This is a genomic window from Rhodanobacter lindaniclasticus, from assembly GCF_004799035.1.
In the GTDB taxonomy this organism is placed as follows: domain Bacteria; phylum Pseudomonadota; class Gammaproteobacteria; order Xanthomonadales; family Rhodanobacteraceae; genus Rhodanobacter; species Rhodanobacter lindaniclasticus.
The window spans coordinates 150,709-166,540 of the sequence record NZ_MWIO01000026.1; the positions used below are offsets into that span (position 1 = coordinate 150,709).

Annotated in this window: 15 protein-coding genes and 2 tRNA genes; 10 read left to right on the plus strand and 7 right to left on the minus strand. The window is 65.7% G+C overall.

The window, feature by feature from the left end:
* Window positions 1-52: 52 nt before the first annotated feature.
* From trpB to accD, 3 genes are read left to right on the plus strand one after another with little or no spacing between them, the layout of a single operon-like run.
* Window positions 53-1,264 carry a tryptophan synthase subunit beta gene (trpB, locus tag B1991_RS09400; RefSeq protein ID WP_136258464.1) on the plus strand — a complete coding sequence of 404 codons (1,212 nt, stop codon included), beginning with the start codon at window positions 53-55 and terminating at the stop codon, window positions 1,262-1,264.
* Complete coding sequence (gene trpA, locus B1991_RS09405; protein WP_136258465.1) at window positions 1,261-2,061, plus strand: tryptophan synthase subunit alpha; 801 nt, start codon at window positions 1,261-1,263, stop codon at window positions 2,059-2,061. The genes trpB and trpA overlap by 4 nt, the downstream gene beginning before the upstream one ends.
* A 40-nt stretch (window positions 2,062-2,101) precedes the next feature.
* Window positions 2,102-2,971: an acetyl-CoA carboxylase, carboxyltransferase subunit beta gene (gene accD, locus B1991_RS09410; protein ID WP_136258466.1), complete on the plus strand. Its 870-nt coding sequence runs from the start codon at window positions 2,102-2,104 to the stop codon at window positions 2,969-2,971.
* 140 nt (window positions 2,972-3,111) lie between these two features.
* Here accD and B1991_RS09415 read toward each other — a convergent pair.
* Window positions 3,112-3,188, minus strand: a tRNA-Pro gene (locus B1991_RS09415).
* 16 nt (window positions 3,189-3,204) lie between these two features.
* The gene (rnd, locus tag B1991_RS09420) at window positions 3,205-4,362 is read right to left on the minus strand and encodes a ribonuclease D (protein WP_136258467.1); all 1,158 of its coding nucleotides are present in this window, start codon (window positions 4,360-4,362) and stop codon (window positions 3,205-3,207) included.
* Between the two features lie 249 nt (window positions 4,363-4,611).
* Between rnd and B1991_RS09425 the strand changes: the two genes are divergently transcribed.
* The 7 genes from B1991_RS09425 (at window position 4,612) to B1991_RS09450 (ending at window position 12,252) form a co-directional block, all read left to right on the plus strand.
* Window positions 4,612-6,549: a formylglycine-generating enzyme family protein gene (locus tag B1991_RS09425; protein WP_136258468.1), complete on the plus strand. Its 1,938-nt coding sequence runs from the start codon at window positions 4,612-4,614 to the stop codon at window positions 6,547-6,549.
* 172 nt (window positions 6,550-6,721) lie between these two features.
* Window positions 6,722-7,846 carry a protein adenylyltransferase Fic gene (gene fic, locus B1991_RS09430; protein ID WP_136258469.1) on the plus strand — a complete coding sequence of 375 codons (1,125 nt, stop codon included), beginning with the start codon at window positions 6,722-6,724 and terminating at the stop codon, window positions 7,844-7,846.
* A 3-nt stretch (window positions 7,847-7,849) separates the two neighbouring features.
* Window positions 7,850-7,981: a hypothetical protein gene (locus tag B1991_RS19085; RefSeq protein ID WP_281280539.1), complete on the plus strand. Its 132-nt coding sequence runs from the start codon at window positions 7,850-7,852 to the stop codon at window positions 7,979-7,981.
* On the plus strand, window positions 7,969-8,499 hold the full coding sequence (locus tag B1991_RS09435; RefSeq protein ID WP_246031120.1) for a hypothetical protein: 531 nt from the start codon (window positions 7,969-7,971) through the stop codon (window positions 8,497-8,499). The genes B1991_RS19085 and B1991_RS09435 overlap by 13 nt, the downstream gene beginning before the upstream one ends.
* A 4-nt stretch (window positions 8,500-8,503) precedes the next feature.
* On the plus strand, window positions 8,504-9,418 hold the full coding sequence (locus B1991_RS09440) for an HNH endonuclease (RefSeq protein ID WP_168709609.1): 915 nt from the start codon (window positions 8,504-8,506) through the stop codon (window positions 9,416-9,418).
* Window positions 9,415-9,765 (plus strand): MazG-like family protein, encoded by a 351-nt coding sequence (locus B1991_RS09445; RefSeq protein ID WP_136258471.1) that lies wholly within the window; start codon window positions 9,415-9,417, stop codon window positions 9,763-9,765. The genes B1991_RS09440 and B1991_RS09445 overlap by 4 nt, the downstream gene beginning before the upstream one ends.
* A 15-nt stretch (window positions 9,766-9,780) precedes the next feature.
* Window positions 9,781-12,252, plus strand: coding sequence for a DEAD/DEAH box helicase family protein (locus B1991_RS09450; RefSeq protein ID WP_136258472.1), 2,472 nt, complete (start codon window positions 9,781-9,783; stop codon window positions 12,250-12,252).
* Between the two features lie 216 nt (window positions 12,253-12,468).
* Here B1991_RS09450 and B1991_RS09455 read toward each other — a convergent pair.
* The 5 genes from B1991_RS09455 to B1991_RS09475 form a co-directional block, all read right to left on the minus strand.
* A tRNA-Leu gene (locus B1991_RS09455) sits at window positions 12,469-12,554 on the minus strand.
* 27 nt (window positions 12,555-12,581) lie between these two features.
* Window positions 12,582-13,163: a cysteine dioxygenase family protein gene (locus B1991_RS09460; protein WP_136258473.1), complete on the minus strand. Its 582-nt coding sequence runs from the start codon at window positions 13,161-13,163 to the stop codon at window positions 12,582-12,584.
* Between the two features lie 32 nt (window positions 13,164-13,195).
* Entirely contained in the window at window positions 13,196-14,320 is a 1,125-nt protein-coding gene (gene metX, locus B1991_RS09465) for a homoserine O-acetyltransferase MetX (protein WP_136258474.1), read from the minus strand.
* Window positions 14,321-14,322: 2 nt separating this feature from the next.
* Window positions 14,323-15,375 (minus strand): tetratricopeptide repeat protein, encoded by a 1,053-nt coding sequence (locus B1991_RS09470; RefSeq protein WP_136258475.1) that lies wholly within the window; start codon window positions 15,373-15,375, stop codon window positions 14,323-14,325.
* The gene (locus tag B1991_RS09475) at window positions 15,372-15,797 is read right to left on the minus strand and encodes a cytochrome c-type biogenesis protein (protein ID WP_425466667.1); all 426 of its coding nucleotides are present in this window, start codon (window positions 15,795-15,797) and stop codon (window positions 15,372-15,374) included. The genes B1991_RS09470 and B1991_RS09475 overlap by 4 nt, the downstream gene beginning before the upstream one ends.
* Window positions 15,798-15,832 lie beyond the last annotated feature (35 nt).

Here is a 15,832-nt window from a genome sequence, read left to right on the forward strand (position 1 = left end):
CGCTAAGATGATCGCTTGCCGCAGCGCGGCAGGCCCATCCCCGAGTGACCCCATGAGCAAGATTGCGGACTTCAACGCCTACCCCGACGCCCACGGCCGTTTCGGCGAGTATGGCGGCAGCTATGTCGCCGAGACGCTGATGGCGCCGCTGGCCGAGTTGAGCGAGGCGTACCAACGGCTGAGTGCCGATCCGGATTTCCTCGCCGAACTGGATCGCGACCTGCAGCACTACGTCGGCCGGCCCAGCCCGATCTACCACGCCGAACGGCTGTCGCGGCAGGTCGGCGGCGCGCGCATCCTGTTCAAGCGCGAAGACCTGAACCACACCGGCGCGCACAAGATCAACAACACCGTGGGCCAGGCGCTGGTCGCGCGCAACATGGGCAAGACCCGCATCATCGCCGAGACCGGCGCCGGCCAGCACGGCGTGGCCAGTGCCACCGTGGCCGCGCGGCTGGGCCTGAAGTGCGTGGTCTACATGGGCGCCACCGACATCGAGCGGCAGAAGATCAACGTCTACCGCATGAAGCTGCTCGGCGCCGAGGTGGTGCCGGTGACTTCGGGTTCGAAGACGTTGAAGGACGCGCTGAACGAGGCGATGCGCGACTGGGTCACCAACGTGGCCGACACCTTCTACATCATCGGCACCGTGGCCGGGCCGCACCCGTATCCGCTGATGGTGCGCGACTTCAACGCGATCGTGGGCCGCGAGGCGCGCGCGCAGATGCTGGAGGAATATGGCCGCCTGCCCGACGTGCTGACCGCCTGCGTCGGCGGCGGCTCCAACGCGATCGGCCTGTTCCATGCGTTCCTCAACGACGCCGGCGTGCGCATCGTCGGCGCCGAAGCGGCGGGCGAGGGCATCGCCACCGGGCATCATGCCGCGTCGCTGGCGGCCGGTCGGCCCGGCGTGCTGCACGGCAACCGCACCTACGTGCTGTGCGACGACAACGGCCAGATCACCGAAACGCACTCGGTCTCGGCCGGCCTGGACTATCCGGGCGTCGGTCCCGAGCACGCGTTCCTGAAAGATGCCGGCCGCGCCGAGTACGTCGGCATCACCGACGACGAGGCACTGGAGGCGTTCCACCTGCTGGCGCGCAGCGAGGGCATCCTGGCTGCGCTGGAATCCAGCCACGCGGTGGCGCAGGCGATCAAGCTGGCGCGCGAGTTGCCCAGGGACGGCATCGTGCTGTGCAACCTGTCCGGTCGCGGCGACAAGGATGTGCACACGATTGCCGCGCGCGAAGGAGTGGAGGTATGAGCCGCATCGATCGGCGCTTCGCCGCGCTGAAAACTGCCGGCCGCACCGGCCTGATCCCCTTCGTCACCGCGGGTGATCCGTCGCCGCAGCACATGGTGGCGATGATGCATGCGCTGGTGGGAGCGGGAGCGGACCTGATCGAGCTGGGCGTGCCGTTTTCCGATCCGATGGCGGATGGTCCGGTGATCCAGCACGCCAGCGAGCGGGCGATCGCCAAGGGTGTAGGGCTCACGCAGGTGCTGGGCTGGGTGCATGCCTTTCGCCAGCGCGATGCGGAAACCCCGATCGTGCTGATGGGCTACCTGAACCCGCTGGAGACCCACGGCTACGCGCGCTTCGCGCGGGAGGCGGTGGCAGCCGGGGTCGACGGCGTGCTGCTGGTCGATTGTCCGCTGGAGGAGTCGGCCATGCTGCAACCGCTGCGCGAGGCGGGGCTGCAGCAGATCCTGCTCGCCGCACCCACCACCGCACCCGCGCGTATGGCGCAGTTGTGCAGTTCGGCGGAAGGCTTCCTGTATTATGTATCGTTCGCCGGCGTTACCGGGGCGGCGCAGTTGAGCGTCAACGAGATTGCCGCGCGCGTTGCCGAAGTCCGGGCCCTCGCCGGCACGCCGGTGGCGGTGGGTTTCGGTATCCGTGATGCGGCAAGTGCCGTGGCGATCGCCGGGTTTGCCGACGCGGTGGTCATCGGCAGCGCGCTGGTCGAGAGCCTGGCGGGGGCGACGGATGCGGCGGATATCGTGGGTCGTGCGCGCAGCTTCCTGCAGCCGATCCGCGCGGCGCTGGATGCACGCTGAGGCGGTCGACCCGGCCGCCTCGAACGTTTGAGGTATTGCGATGAACTGGCTGCAAAAGATCATGAATCCGCGTACCCGCACGCTTCCGGCGGGCGGCGGCAAGGGCTCGGTACCCGAGGGCGTGTGGGAGAAGTGCGCGGGCTGCGGTACCGTGCTGTACCGGCCCGAGCTGGAACGCAACCTGATGGTGTGTCCCAAGTGCGGCCACCATCACTACATCAGTGCGCGGGCGCGGCTGGGCGCGTTGCTGGACGAGGGTTCGGGCCAGGAGCTGTGGGCCAGCATGGAGCCGGCCGACCCGCTGAAGTTCCGTGATTCGAAAAAGTACCGCGACCGCATCATCGCCACCCAGAAGAAGCTGGGCGAGAAGGACGCCATGGTCGCGATGAGCGGCCGGCTGAAAGGTCGGCCGCTGATGGCGGTGGCGTTCGAGTTTGCCTACATGGGCGGCTCGATGGGCTCGGTGGTCGGCGAGAAGTTCACCCGCGCCGCCGAACGCGCGCTGGCCGACAAGAGTGCGCTGGTGTGCTTTTCCGCCACCGGCGGCGCGCGCATGCAGGAGGCGCTGTTCTCGCTGATGCAGATGGCCAAGACCTCGGCCGCGCTGGCACGCATGCGCGACGCCGGCGTGCCGTACATCAGCGTGCTGACCAACCCGACCACTGGTGGCGTCTCCGCCAGCCTGGCGATGCTGGGCGACATCAACATCGGCGAGCCGAAGGCGCTGATCGGCTTCGCCGGTCCGCGCGTGATCGAGCAGACCGTGCGCGAGACCCTGCCGGAAGGTTTTCAGCGCTCGGAGTTCCTGCTCGACCATGGCGCGATCGACCTGATCGTCGATCGCCGCGAGATGCGCGACAAGCTGGCCGACCTGCTCGGCATCCTGACCAGGGCCGAGCGCGCCGCCTGAGCATCGGCCTACCGACGTCGTGGATCGATCTCGATCGTCCGCAACGTCGAACCCGAGGCAACATGGCGACGAGGAGCATCGACCCGTTCGGGCGAGGGCACAAAAAAAGCCGGCACGAGGCCGGCTTTTTTCATGCAACTTGGTCGGGGAGACAGGATTTGAACCTGCGACTTCTACGTCCCGAACGTAGCGCTCTACCAGGCTGAGCTACACCCCGTGGGAAGCCGCGTATCTTAATCGCCGGACGAGGCCTTGGCAACTGCCTGGCGTGTCGCAGGGCGGTCGGGCAGCAGGTTGGCGAGGCGTGGATGCAGCAGATCGTGGCGCCAGCCCTCGAGGGAATCCGGCCATTCGGCGGTGACCACGTATTCCTCCAGCAGCTTGCGCGGGCACAGCAGGCCGGGTGGCAGGTCGAGTTCGGCGGCGAGTGTGTCGACCGACTGCTTCATCGCCGCCAGGGCCTGCTTGGCGACGCCCTGCGGATGGCCGGGGATGCGGGCGGTGGCGTCGATTTCCTCCGTGGTGACGGCGGGCGTGAGCACCTCGAACAGTTCGTTGCGCTGGGCGGAGCGCAGCGCACGCTGGCCACGGGCGCGCTGCTCAAGCTCAGCCAGCGTCGCCGGTGGCTGCTGCGCCAGGCTGAGGGCGAGGGTGTCGTCCAGCAGCCACGGGCGCGGTACGTCGAGGCGGCGGGCGCAGCTGTCGCGCCACAGCAGGAGCCGACGCAGACGCGCCTGTGCCGTTGGCGCCCAATCCGCCGCCGCGCGCAGGGCGCGCTGGGGTTGCAGGTCGCCTTCGCGGTGCACGCGGCGCTTGAGGCGTTCGCAATCCTGCGCGTGCCAGTCGCTGCGCCCGCGTTGCTGCAGGCGCTCGGCAAGTTGTTCGTGGATGGTCTTCAGGTAGACCACGTCCAGCGCGGCGTAGCTGCATTGCGAGGAGGTCAGCGGCCGGCGCATCCAGTCCGAGCGGGTTTCGCCCTTGTCCAGTTCCACGCCGGCCAGCTCAGCCACCAGCGCGCGGTAGCTGACACCCAGGCCCATGCCCGCGAAGGCGGCGGCGATCTGCGTGTCGAACAACTGGTGCGGACCGGCCGGCAGCAGCGGCGCCAGCACCTCGAGGTCCTCGCTGGCACTGTGCATCACGGTCACCGCCTCGCCTGCGCCCAGCAGTGGCTGCAGCGCCGCGCCGATCGGGAAGGCCAGCGGATCGACCAGCGCATGGCGGCCATTCCAGCCCAGTTGCAGCAGGGCCAGCTGGGGGTAGAACGTGTCGCGGCGCATGAATTCGGTGTCGAGGCCGATGGCCGCGTCCGGGGGCAGGGCGGCAAGCCAGGATTGCAACGCGTCGGGCTGGTCGATCCAGTCGGCAGCGGCGGTTTGAGACAGCGACATCGGGGCTCCTTCGCAGGGTGCCGGCGCGGATTGCCCTGCCGGTGGTTTGTGCCTATGGTGAATGGGATCCGGGTGAAAACGAATCGTCCGGTGGCCGGGCGGGGCGTGACGCGTGCCCAGCCGGCGTATCGGCGAGAATGGCTTCGGGTGTCGTTGGCCGGCAATGACGCTGCAACGATCTCCGTCGCGAAGGTTTCCAACGCTCGAACTCCTTGGCACGATAACAGGCCGCAACCGGGACGCCCATCCATGCCACGCAATGTCATCCTGCGCCGTCAGCGTTTCTTCGGTGGGGCGCTGGGCATGATCGTGCTGGGCGTCGCGCTGACGTATCACTTTTTCCCGCAATGGTTCCATGTGGCTCCCGGGCAGATACCGCAGCGGGCGATGAACCTGGGCGGCACGCTGCCGAGCGGCAACCTGCCGCCGCAGCGCGTGGCGGCGATCAACGAACTCAATGCCGGCCCGCCGCTGACGCTGGCGCCGACCGCAGTGATCGTGGCGCGCAACCGCAACAACGCCAACCTGCCCGAGCAGAAGTCGGCCGAATCACCGCAGGTGAGGGAGCTGCTGGCGCGGGCGGACAAGGCGTTCCGCGCCGGCCAGCTGGCCGGCGATCCCGAGAGTGCCGCCGCCTTGTTCATGCAGGCGGTGAAGGAGCAGCCGGACAATCGACGCGCGGTGCAGGGCCTGTTCGATGTGCGCGCGAGGCTGGTGGCGGAGATCGACCAGGACATCGCGGTCGGTGACGTCGATGCGGCGGAGGATTTGCTCGATACCTTGCGCACCCTGCCCAATGCGGAGCAGGAGGTCGCGCAGCTGGAAGAGAACCTCAAGACCCTGGCCACCGTGCGCCCGATGCTGGCCGCGGCGGCAACGCTGTTGCAACAGGGCAAGGCCGACCAGCCCGAGGGCGACAACGCGTTGGAGCTGTACCGCCAGGTGCAGCAGCTCGATCCGCAGAACGCGGTGGCCGAGCAGGGGATTTTCCAGGTTCAGCGCGCAGTGCTTGACCGCGCCCTGGCGGCGGTCGCGCAGAACGATTTCGCCGGTGCCGAACGGGAGCTGGCCCGGGCGCAGGCGGTCCGCCCGGGTTCGCAGCAGATGCACGACGTGCAGCAGCGCATCGACGACATGCGTCGCCAGCGCGCCAGCGGGGTGCTGGCGCAGGCGCGCCTGGCGCTGGATGGCGGCAACCTCGAACTGGCGACGAGACTGGTCGCGCAGGCGCGCGCCACCGATGCCGACCTGCCCGAGCTGGCGCAGGTGGACGAGCAGCTGACCAACGCGCGCCTATATGCGAACTACAAACCGGGCCAGGTGTTCACCGATCGCTACGTCGACCTGCCCGGCAAGGCCCCGTCGATGGTGGTGGTACCTACCGGCTCGTTCCTGATGGGCGCCGCGGCGGACAACGAGGACCGTACCGACGCCCAGCTGCCGCAGCACCGGGCCACCCTGGCCAAGGGCTTCGCCATCGCGCGCACGGAAATCAGCGTGGGCGAATTCCGCGAGTTCGTGCGCGCCAGCGGCTACGTACCCGACTCCAGCCGGCTTGGCGGGGCCAGCGTGTACGACGAGCGCAGCGGCGCCATGCGCGACGATTCCAACGCCAGCTGGCAGGACGACTACGCCGGCCGCAAGGCGGAGGACGACCTGCCGGTGGTGAACGTCTCGTGGAACGATGCCGTGGCCTACGCCAAATGGCTGAGCGAGCGCACCGGCAAACACTATCGCCTGCCCAGCGAAGCGGAGTTCGAGTACGCGCTGCGCGGTGGCACCACCAGTCGCTACTGGTGGGGCGACGCGGCGCCCAATCGCAACGTGGAGAACCTGACCGGCTCCGGCGACCGCTCGCACAGCGGGCGTCGCTGGAGCAATGCCTTTCGCGGCTACCGCGATGGCTACTGGGGCCCGGCGCCGGTGATGAGCTTCGTCGCCAATCCGTTCGGGCTGTACGACATGGACGGCAACGTCTCCGAGTGGGTGGCCGATTGCTGGCACGACAACTACATCCGCGCCCCCGACGACGGCAGCGCATGGATCAACCCGGGTTGCCGTGCCCACGTGCTGCGCGGCGGCTCCTGGGGCAGCTCGCCCGCGCAGGTGATCTCGGCCTACCGTCAGGGTGCCGAGGGTGATGTGCGCAGCGGCCGCGTGGGCTTCCGCGTGGTGCGCGAGTTGTAGGGGCACTGAATAGCGGCCTTGGCGTTCACTGCTCGAAGCTTGCTTTGTTCCGATTCATCGACATGTTGGCTTGATATGTTGATTAAAAAGTTGTTTTTCGACATTTCATGGGCTAATGTTTAGGCCTTCGACATGTCACCAAAACGTGTCGATGCCGCCGGAATCCATCGACATGCCTTTCGATCCCACTCGCCCGTTTGATGACCTGCCGGCGCTCCCGCCGACGGCCGACATCGAGTCGCGGGCGCTGCTCAAGGCCTGCATCGAGGCACGCGCTGCGCTGGCCGAGCTCAAGAGCATCGGCGCCGCCATTCCCAATCAAGCCGTCCTCATCAATACCATCCCGCTGCTGGAAGCCCAGGCCAGCAGCGAGATCGAGAACATCGTCACCACCAGCGATGCCCTGTTCCGCTTCGCCCAGGACGAGCAGGCCGCCGATCCGGCCACCAAGGAAGCGCTGAGCTACCGCGCCGCCCTGCGCGAGGGCTTCGATTCGCTGGCCGAGCGCCCGCTCGGCACCGGCACCGCCGTGCGCGTGTGCAGCCGCCTGAAGAACCGCGACATGGATGTCCGCCGCGTCCCCGGTACCGCGCTCAAAAATGCCGCCACCGGCGAAGTCGTCTACACCCCGCCCCAGGGCGAGGCGCTGCTGCGCGACAAGCTGGCCAACTGGGAGCGTTTCATCCATGACGCCACGGACATCGATCCGCTGATCCGCATGGCCGTCGCGCATTACCAGTTCGAGGCCATCCACCCGTTCCTCGACGGCAACGGCCGCACCGGCCGCGTGCTCAACCTGCTGCTGCTGGTGGAGCATGGGCTGCTGGATCAGCCCGTGCTGTACCTGTCCCGCCACATCCTGCGCCATCGCATCGACTACTACCGCCTGCTGCTTGCCGTCACCCGCGACGGCGCGTGGCAGGACTGGATCGCCTTCATGCTCGATGCGGTCGCCCAGACCGCGCGCTGGACCGGCGACAAGATCCGCGCGATCCAGGCCCTGCACTCACAGGCCACCGATTTCGTGCGCACGCACGCGCCGAAAATCTACAGCCGCGAGCTGGTCGATGCGCTGTTCGTGCAGCCGTACTGCCGCATCCAGAACCTGGTGGACGGCGGCATTGCCAAGCGCCAGACCGCCTCCGTCTACCTCAAGCAGCTGGCCGACCTCGGCATGCTGGTGGAGGTCAAGGTCGGACGCGAAAAGCTGTTCCTGCACCCCAACTTCGTTCGCCTGCTCACCAGCGACGACCATCCCGTGCTGCCCTATGGCAACACCGCAAGCCGGAAAGACTGATCCATGACTGCCGACATCAACCTGGCCGTGCACGGGCTGGAAGGTTTCATCCGCGCCGGCAACGACGCTGTCACCTATTACAAAATGCTTCCGGCAGCCAGTAAATCCATGAAGGGGACACCGTGTCACGACTGACCGATTTGATTGCCGAAGCCAAGGCAAAAGACCCGCAGATGGGCGCGGACCTGGAACGGGAGTTCAGGGCGCTTTCGTCGCGGCTGCCGTTCGGGCTCAACTTCGAGCGGCATCGTCCGGAAGCGGTCGAGTTGCCGCAGCGCCCTGTGCGCAAGGGTGACAAGGTCCGCGTGTTGCCCGAGCGTGGCTCGACGCTCAAGGGCGACCCGCGCCTGTGGCTGGTCACGCGCATCCACAAACAGGACGCCGACAGGGTCGCAGAGCTGGCGTTGCTCGATGCCAACGAGCCGGAGACGTTGACGGCCGCGGTTGACGACTTGGTGGTAGTCGTGGAGTTCCGCGACACGATTTATCCCGGCCTCATCGCTACCGGCAAGGTCGAACGCGGCGGTGACAAGCTGTACCACACCGTCATCAACGGCGAGAACTACCACGTGTTGAAGGCGCTCACGTTCACGCATCGCGGCAAGGTAGATGCGATTTACATCGACCCGCCGTACAGACTGGGCTTGGAGTGAAAGAATGAAATTCTGGCTAGGCGTGACGGATAATCGTTGGTACGAGTTTGTCAGCACTCGGGGACTTGATGAGGTCAATTTCTGGCAGCCATCGGCCCGCCCCCCATTTACCACCTTGCCTGCAGGTACGCCGTTCCTTTTCAAGCTGAAGCGTCCATACAACCACGTCGTTGGTGGAGGTTTTTTCTCAAATTACACGACGCTTCCACTATCGCAGGCGTGGGACTTTTTTGGCGAAGAGAATGGTTCGGCTACATATGCAGATTTTGAAAGTCTTATTAGTTCAAACGCGCGTGCCGCGGCAACGGCAAATCGCCAAATTGGGTGCACGGTTGTCTCGGACGTGTTCTATTTTCCACGAAAGGATTGGATTCCGGTTGACGGGTTGTTCCCGAACCCGATCATGGTGGGAAAGCAATACGACTCCGCCGAAGAGAATGGCGCCGCACTCTGGGCGCAGATTGAGCCAGCTTTGCGCGCCGTTGCTCACTCAGCTGGCGTGCATGAGGAATCACCTCGCTACGGTGAGGCGTTTCTTCAACGAGGGAGATTGGGGCAAGGCGCATTCCGCACGCTTGTGCTAGATGCCTATGATCGCAGATGTGCGCTAACGGGCGAGTCGACTCTACCCGTACTTGAGGCCGCGCATATCAGACCTTACGCCGACCATGGTCAACACAGAACTTCGAACGGCCTGCTACTTCGTTCCGATTTCCATAAGCTATTTGACCTCGGTTTGGTCACTGTTCGGCCAGACTATCGCATTAGCGTTAGTTCTCGGATAAGAGATTTGTACTTCAATGGAAAGGCCTACTATCGGCTCGATGGTCAAGAGTTGGAACGATTGCCGAAGCAGCCTGGCGATCAGCCGGATCGCGAAGCTCTGCGCTGGCACAACGAAAACAGGTTCATGCCATGAGTATCATAGACAACCCTGAGGTGAAGAAAGCCGTTCTCGATTTTAGATCGGTGCGCGATTGGAATCAGTTTCATACACTTCGTACGCTTTCAGTCGCTCTCGCGGTAGAAGCCGCGGAGTTGGCTGAGATAACTCAATGGACGCCAGATTCAGAACTGGCCCAACGTTCCGTGGAGATGCGTGACAAAATTGAAGAGGAGATCGCTGATATTTGTATTCTTCTCACCTATTTCGTGCATGACGTGGGCATCGATATTGATGGGGTTGTCAAAAGGAAACTTATCGCAAATGGCGTCAAGTACCCCGTAGATCGTTTCAAGGGGTCATATCGTAAGTACAACGAGTAAATTCTCTCGGCGGCCATGTTCGGCATCTCCGCGACCGGCGCCGGCAGGACCGTGATGGCCGCGGCCGTGTTCGAGGCGCTGTTCCAGGGCGACGACAACTACGACTTCGACGCCGATCCGACGGCGGTGGTGATCTGGTTCAGTGACGACCCCGCGCTCAACGAACAGACGCGGTTCCGGTTGATGGAATCGTCCGATCGTTTGCAGCGTACCGGCCTTGTGGTGGTGGAGAACGCCTTCAGCCGCGCCACGTTCGAGCGCGGGAAGATCTACTTCCTCAACACCCAGAAGCTCGGCAAGAAAAGCCTGCTGGTGCGCGGCTTCGAGGGCGACGCCGATGGCCAGTTGTTCGAGGCGCGGCCTGACCTGCACTCCAATACCATCTGGGACACCATCCGCAACACCATCGAAGACCCGACGCTGACGTTGTACTTGGTGCTGGATGAAGCGCATCGCGGCATGGGCAACCCTGGCGCTGCCGTGCAGAAGGAGCGATCCACCCTGGTGCGGCGCCTGATCGACGGCGACAAAGGCGTGCCGGGCATTCCGGTGGTGCTGGGCATCTCCGCCACAGCCGAACGTTTCGACGAGGCGATGGAAGGCGCCAAGGATCGCGCCATCCTGCCATCGGTGGTGGTGGATTCTTCGCGTGTGCGCGACTCCGGCTTGTTGAAGGACACGATCGCGCTGGATATTCCCAATGAGGAAGGCCGGTTCGATACCGTGCTCGTGAAGCGGGCAGCCGAGAAACTCAAAGAATCGACCGCCGCGTGGGCGGCCTACGCGAAGCAGCAGGACGATGCTGAAACGGTGGTGCCGCTGATGGTGTTGCAGGTGCCCAATTCGCCCAACCCCAACGACATCGGGCGCTGGCTGCACACGATTTTCGATGCATGGCCACAGTTGCCTCACGATTCGGTGGTGAACGTGTTTGGCGAGCACGCCAAGGAATCGTTTGGACCGTACTCGGTGCCCTACCTGTCGCCGGAGCAGATACAGGACCAGAAATGGGTGCGTATCGTGGTCGCCAAGGATGCGATCAGCACCGGCTGGGACTGTCCGCGCGCCGAGGTGATGGTGTCGCTGCGCCATGCGGTCGATCGCACCCACATCACGCAGTTGCTCGGCCGCATGGTGCGCACGCCCCTGGCGCGGCGCATTCCCGGCAACGAGCGGCTGAACGCGGTGGACTGCCTGCTGCCGTACTTCGACGAAGACACCGTCAAGGCCGTTGCCAAGGCCTTGATCGAAGGTGGCAGCGACACGCCACCGGTCGGCCGGGTGCTGATCAACCCCGAGACGATGAAGCCCAACCCGGCGGTGACGGATGGGATCTGGCAGAAATTCGAATCGCTGTCGTCGCAAACCCGGCCGCAGCGTGGCGCCAAGCCGCCCGTACGCCTGACCGCGCTGGCCCATGAGCTGGCATTCGATGGCATCCTTGTCGGCGCCGGCAAAAAGGCGCACGCGGAAATGCACAAGGTGCTGGACGCGCTTCTTGCCGAACGGAGCGACGAGTTCGCAACGAAGCGCGAGGCGGTACTGACGGTCGAGGGGCGGACGTTTCTGGCTGACCTGCGGACGGCGCAGGTGACACCAAGCGATTTCATCACCGACGCGGACGATACGGTGACGAATGACGCTTACCGGCGTTCGGCACGCATCCTTAGCCCCGACATTGCTCGTACCTACACCGAACATCGGGCTGCCGCGAATGATGACGCGGAGGACGATTTCGAGGGGGCGTTGATCGAAGCCCGCGAGGACATCGCGGCGATCGGCCTGCTGGAGAACTTGCAGGTGCTGTTCAATGCCGAAGCCGAGAAGCTGTCCAACGCGTGGCTGGCAAAGTACCGCGACGCGATCAGGAAATTGTCGGACGAACGGCAGGAAGCCTACCGCCAGATCGCCGGCCTGAGCGCCGCGCCGCAGGACGTCGATTTGGTGAAACCCAGTGAATGGATGGCTGACACCGCAGTGCGTGAGGCAGACGGGCGCGAGACGGCGCTGCCTACCTACGAAAACCACATGCTGTGCGACGTGCATGGCAGGTTTCCAGCGGAAATGGACAAGTGGGAAGTTGCCGTGTTGAAGGCGGAGGCGCAGCGCAAAGGCTTCAAGTGCTGGTACCGCAATCCGAACCGGCCAAGCCAAGACTCATTGGGTATCGCCTACGAGGAAGACGACCAGTACAAGATCATGCGGCCTGACTTCCTGTTCTTCGCCGAAGATGACCGCGGCAATATCGTTGCCGACATCGTTGATCCGCACGGAACACATCTCAGCGACGCACTGCCGAAGCTGAAGGGCTTGGCGCTCTACGCCGAAACCCACGGCAGCAACTACCGACGGATTGGGGCAGTGGCAGAAAGCAACGGCAAGATGCGGAAGCTGGACTTGCAGCGGGCGGATGTTCGCTCCGAAATCGCCGGGGCGAAGACCGCCGCGAGCCTATTCGTTAGCGCGCTTGCAGGCGATTATGTCTAAAGAACATCCGCTATCTCTTCGGCAAGAAAGGCCGCGAGCGCGTGAAGCAGGCCAGCCGCGACCTGACCGACGGTGAACTCGTCGCCGGGATGATCGTGTGGCTGCTGTGTTCGATGTGCAGACTTGGCCGACTTGAGGCCGAACCTGGGGCAGTCTCAGCCGCGTGACAGGATCTGCGGACCAAAACAAAGGCCCCGAAAGGGGCCTTTCAGTCACTGGTACCGGTGAGAGGACTCGAACCTCCACTGTGTCACCACAAGCGGATTTTGAGTCCGCCGCGTCTACCATTCCGCCACACCGGCATGCGTGAGCGGGGAATTATGCCGGGTTCAGTGCACGCGGTCGAGACCCAGCTGGCGCACGTCGCGGCCGTACCAGCGGTCTTCGGGCAGCGGCTGGAATACCGAGCAGCGAACCATCGGGCCGGAGTAGACGTGCAGGCTGACGGTGACGGCGTCGTCGCTGGGGTTGCGGATGCTGTGGTATTCGTGCGGCGGGATCAGGCTACCGGCGGAGCCGGCGCCGGCCTGGATCGAGCCGACCGCCTGGAAGCAGTAGCGCTGCGCGTCATGTTCCAGCAGTTCGTACTGCACGATCTCCAGCGCGCCGTTCCAGACGCCTTCGACACACCACATGCCGTCGTGGTCGTGGATCGGCGTGCCCTGGCCGGGGCCCCAGGTCATCGCCACCACGCAGTAGCCGTGCTCCTCGCTGCGGTACAGCTCGCGACGGGCGTAGTGTTCCGGGTTGGCCTCGAACACGCATTCGGGCAGGCGCACCGCCTGCTCGCGGATCAGCCGGCACAGGCTCTGGCGCAGGCTGTCGGTGAGTTCGTGGGTGGTGGGTTTGGCCACGGCGGCGTCGATCGCGTCGATCAGGGTGCGGCTGCCGGGGAAATCCAGGGTGAGCATGACGATCTCGGATGGGCGAGGGCGGCCAGAGTCTACCAGCGCGGCGATGGCGCGGCCGCCAGGCGGTTCAGGAATCCGCCGATGGCGGGGCTGTAGTGCTCGATGTCCACCAGGAAAGCGTCGTGGCCCTGGGGCGAATCCAGCGCCACGAATTCCACCTTGGCGCCGGCAGCCTGCAGGCCTTCGGCGATCTGCTCCTGCTGCTGCAGCGGAAACAGGATGTCGGTGCTCACGCCGATCACCATGGCCTGTTCGATGCAAATGCGCTTGAGCCCTTCCTGCACGCTGCCGTGGCCGTATTCGGCGATGTCGAACCAGTCGCTGGCGCGCGACAGGTACAGGTAGCAGTTGGGATCGAAGGTGCGCACGAAACGCCGGGCGTGGCCTTCGAGGTAGGACTCCACCTGGAACTCGCGGCCGAACGGTTCGTCCTCGCGCTGCTCCGGATCGAGCCGGATGCGCGCGAAGCGGCCGTTCCACTCCATCGCCGAGCGGTAGGTGATCACGCCGAGCTTGCGCGCGATGCTCATGCCGATGTCCGGGTAGTTGGCGTCGTCGTAGACGCCTTCGTTCCAGTGCCGGTCGAGGCGGATCGCCTCGCGCTGCAGGGAACGGATCGCGATGGCGAACGGCTGCGCCTGCGGCGCGGTATCCACGCTGATGTGCGCGCGCACGCTGCCCGGGTGCAGCAGCATGTAGGCCAGCGCGCTCATGCCGCCCATCGAGCAGCCGATCAGGCAGGCCAGCTGCGTGATGCCGAGGCTGGCGACCACGGCATGCGCGGCGTTGGCCACGTCCTCCAGCGCCAGCTCGGGAAAGCTCAGTCGGTAGGGCTCGCCGGTGGCCGGGTCGAGTGAAGCCGGGCCGGTGGAACCCTTGTCGCTGCCCAGCGAGTTCACGCAGATCGCGAACCAGCGATCCGTGTCGATTGCCTTGCCGGGACCGGCCATGTCCTGCCACCAGCCAGGCGAGGGGTCCTCGTCGCACGAGGTCATGTGCGCACTGGGCGACAGCCCGGTGAGCACCAGCACCGCGTTGTCGCGCGCCGCGTTCAGCGTGCCCCAGGTTTCGTAGGCGACGTGCGCACCGTGCAGCTCGCCGCCGCGCTTCATCGGAAACGGCGAGGGCAGGTCGAGATACCGGCGCGCATCGCCCATCGTCAGCGCACCTTGTCGATAGTGATGGCGACCGGCGTCTTGCGCGCGACCTGGACCACGCCGGCATCGCCTTCGAGGTCGCCGGGCGCGGCGGTGGGCTGGCCGTCGTGGCTGATCCGCGCGCCGACGAAAACCCGCGCGACCGACGACAGCTTGTACGCGGGCGTCATCGCCATGGCATCGTTGAGGATGACCGTGGCGGGCAGCTTGACCGGCTCGATCCGGGCCACGGCCAGCGGCATCGGCGGGCCATCGGGCGCGCGCGCGTAGACGTAGAGCACGTCGCCCTTGGCCAGCTTGGCCTGCAGCGCCGGCGCGAGGGTGACGTTGACCTGCAGCGAGGCGCCTGCAGGCACGGCCGCCGCGGCGCTGCTGGAGGCACCGGCCGGGGCGCCGCCGGCGCGGGCGTCGGCGATGGCGATCTGCTCGGCGACGGACTTCGCCACGCTGGAGCCGGGTTCGAGCTGCGGTTGCAGCAGGCGCCAGGTGGCGGCGGCGCTGCGATAGTCGCCGCGCTGGAAGTCGCTGATGCCCAGCAGCCACAGCCCGCGCTGGTTGTCCGGATGTTGCTTCACGGCACGCTGCAGCAGGTCGCGGGCGCGGCCATCGATCTGGTGGTCGGCGCGCAGCATCGAATCGCTTTCGGCCCAGCCCACCATCGCCTCGGCGTTGTTGGCATCGAGTTTCAGCACGTGGTCCCACGCGTCACGCGCGTCACCGGGCTGGCGCATCATTGCGCTGGTCTGCGCCAGCAGCATCCAGCCTTGCTGGTCGTCGGGCTGCTGCGCCAGGTGCTCGCGCAGCTGGGCGATCGCCTGCGGCAGGCTGATCGGCGTCTGCGCCTGCGCGGGGACCCCGTTGAGCGCCGCCGGCGTGCCGACCTTCAAGTAGAGCACGCCGGCGCCCAGCGGCAGCAGCAGGGCGATGGCCAGGCAGAGCACGAACACGCCGCGCGTGTGGCCGGAGCGGCGCCCTTCGCGCACCAGCGGCACGAGCAGGGCAGCCAGCGCCAGCGCGACCATCAGCGCGGCCACCACGATAAAGGCGATTTTCACCAATCTTCCCCGTTGTCGGCGCTGTCGCCGACGGTCGTTGTTTCAACGCCTTCGCGCCTGCGTTTGCGGATCGCCACCAACACCACGCCGGCACCGGCCAGCAGGATCGCCAGCGGGCCGAACCAGAGCAGCACGGTGCCCGGCCTCAGCGGCGGGTCGTACAGGATGTAATTCGAATAGCGTGCGACCAGGTACTGCTTGATCTCCTCGTCGCTCTTGCCCTGCTGCATCAGCTTGAAGATCTGGTTGCGCAAGTCGCGCGCGATCGGCGCGTTGGAATCGGCCAGGGTTTCGTTCTGGCACATCGGGCAACGCAGCTGATGGGTGAGATGCTGGAAGCGCAGCTCCTGCGCGTGATTGGCGAACGGCATCGGCTCGATCGCCTGCGCGTGGGCAAATCCCCCCAGCATCAACAGCACGATGAAAACCGCCCGTAGGGGTCCGCTCGCGGGCGATG

Excerpts from the sequence above, each read along its gene's own strand:
- B1991_RS09445 (WP_136258471.1), top strand. The coding sequence starts at position 9,415 with ATGAGTATCATAGACAACCCTGAGGTGAAGAAAGCCGTTCTCGATTTT.
- trpB (WP_136258464.1), top strand. The coding sequence starts at position 53 with ATGAGCAAGATTGCGGACTTCAACGCCTACCCCGACGCCCACGGCCGT.
- metX (WP_136258474.1), bottom strand. The coding sequence starts at position 14,320 with ATGGGCGATGCGCGCCGGTATCTCGACCTGCCCTCGCCGTTTCCGATG.
- B1991_RS09425 (WP_136258468.1), top strand. The coding sequence starts at position 4,612 with ATGCCACGCAATGTCATCCTGCGCCGTCAGCGTTTCTTCGGTGGGGCG.
- B1991_RS09460 (WP_136258473.1), bottom strand. The coding sequence starts at position 13,163 with ATGCTCACCCTGGATTTCCCCGGCAGCCGCACCCTGATCGACGCGATC.
- B1991_RS09440 (WP_168709609.1), top strand. The coding sequence starts at position 8,504 with ATGAAATTCTGGCTAGGCGTGACGGATAATCGTTGGTACGAGTTTGTC.
- B1991_RS09450 (WP_136258472.1), top strand. The coding sequence starts at position 9,781 with ATGTTCGGCATCTCCGCGACCGGCGCCGGCAGGACCGTGATGGCCGCG.
- trpA (WP_136258465.1), top strand. The coding sequence starts at position 1,261 with ATGAGCCGCATCGATCGGCGCTTCGCCGCGCTGAAAACTGCCGGCCGC.
- B1991_RS19085 (WP_281280539.1), top strand. The coding sequence starts at position 7,850 with ATGACTGCCGACATCAACCTGGCCGTGCACGGGCTGGAAGGTTTCATC.
- accD (WP_136258466.1), top strand. The coding sequence starts at position 2,102 with ATGAACTGGCTGCAAAAGATCATGAATCCGCGTACCCGCACGCTTCCG.
- rnd (WP_136258467.1), bottom strand. The coding sequence starts at position 4,362 with ATGTCGCTGTCTCAAACCGCCGCTGCCGACTGGATCGACCAGCCCGAC.
- fic (WP_136258469.1), top strand. The coding sequence starts at position 6,722 with ATGCCTTTCGATCCCACTCGCCCGTTTGATGACCTGCCGGCGCTCCCG.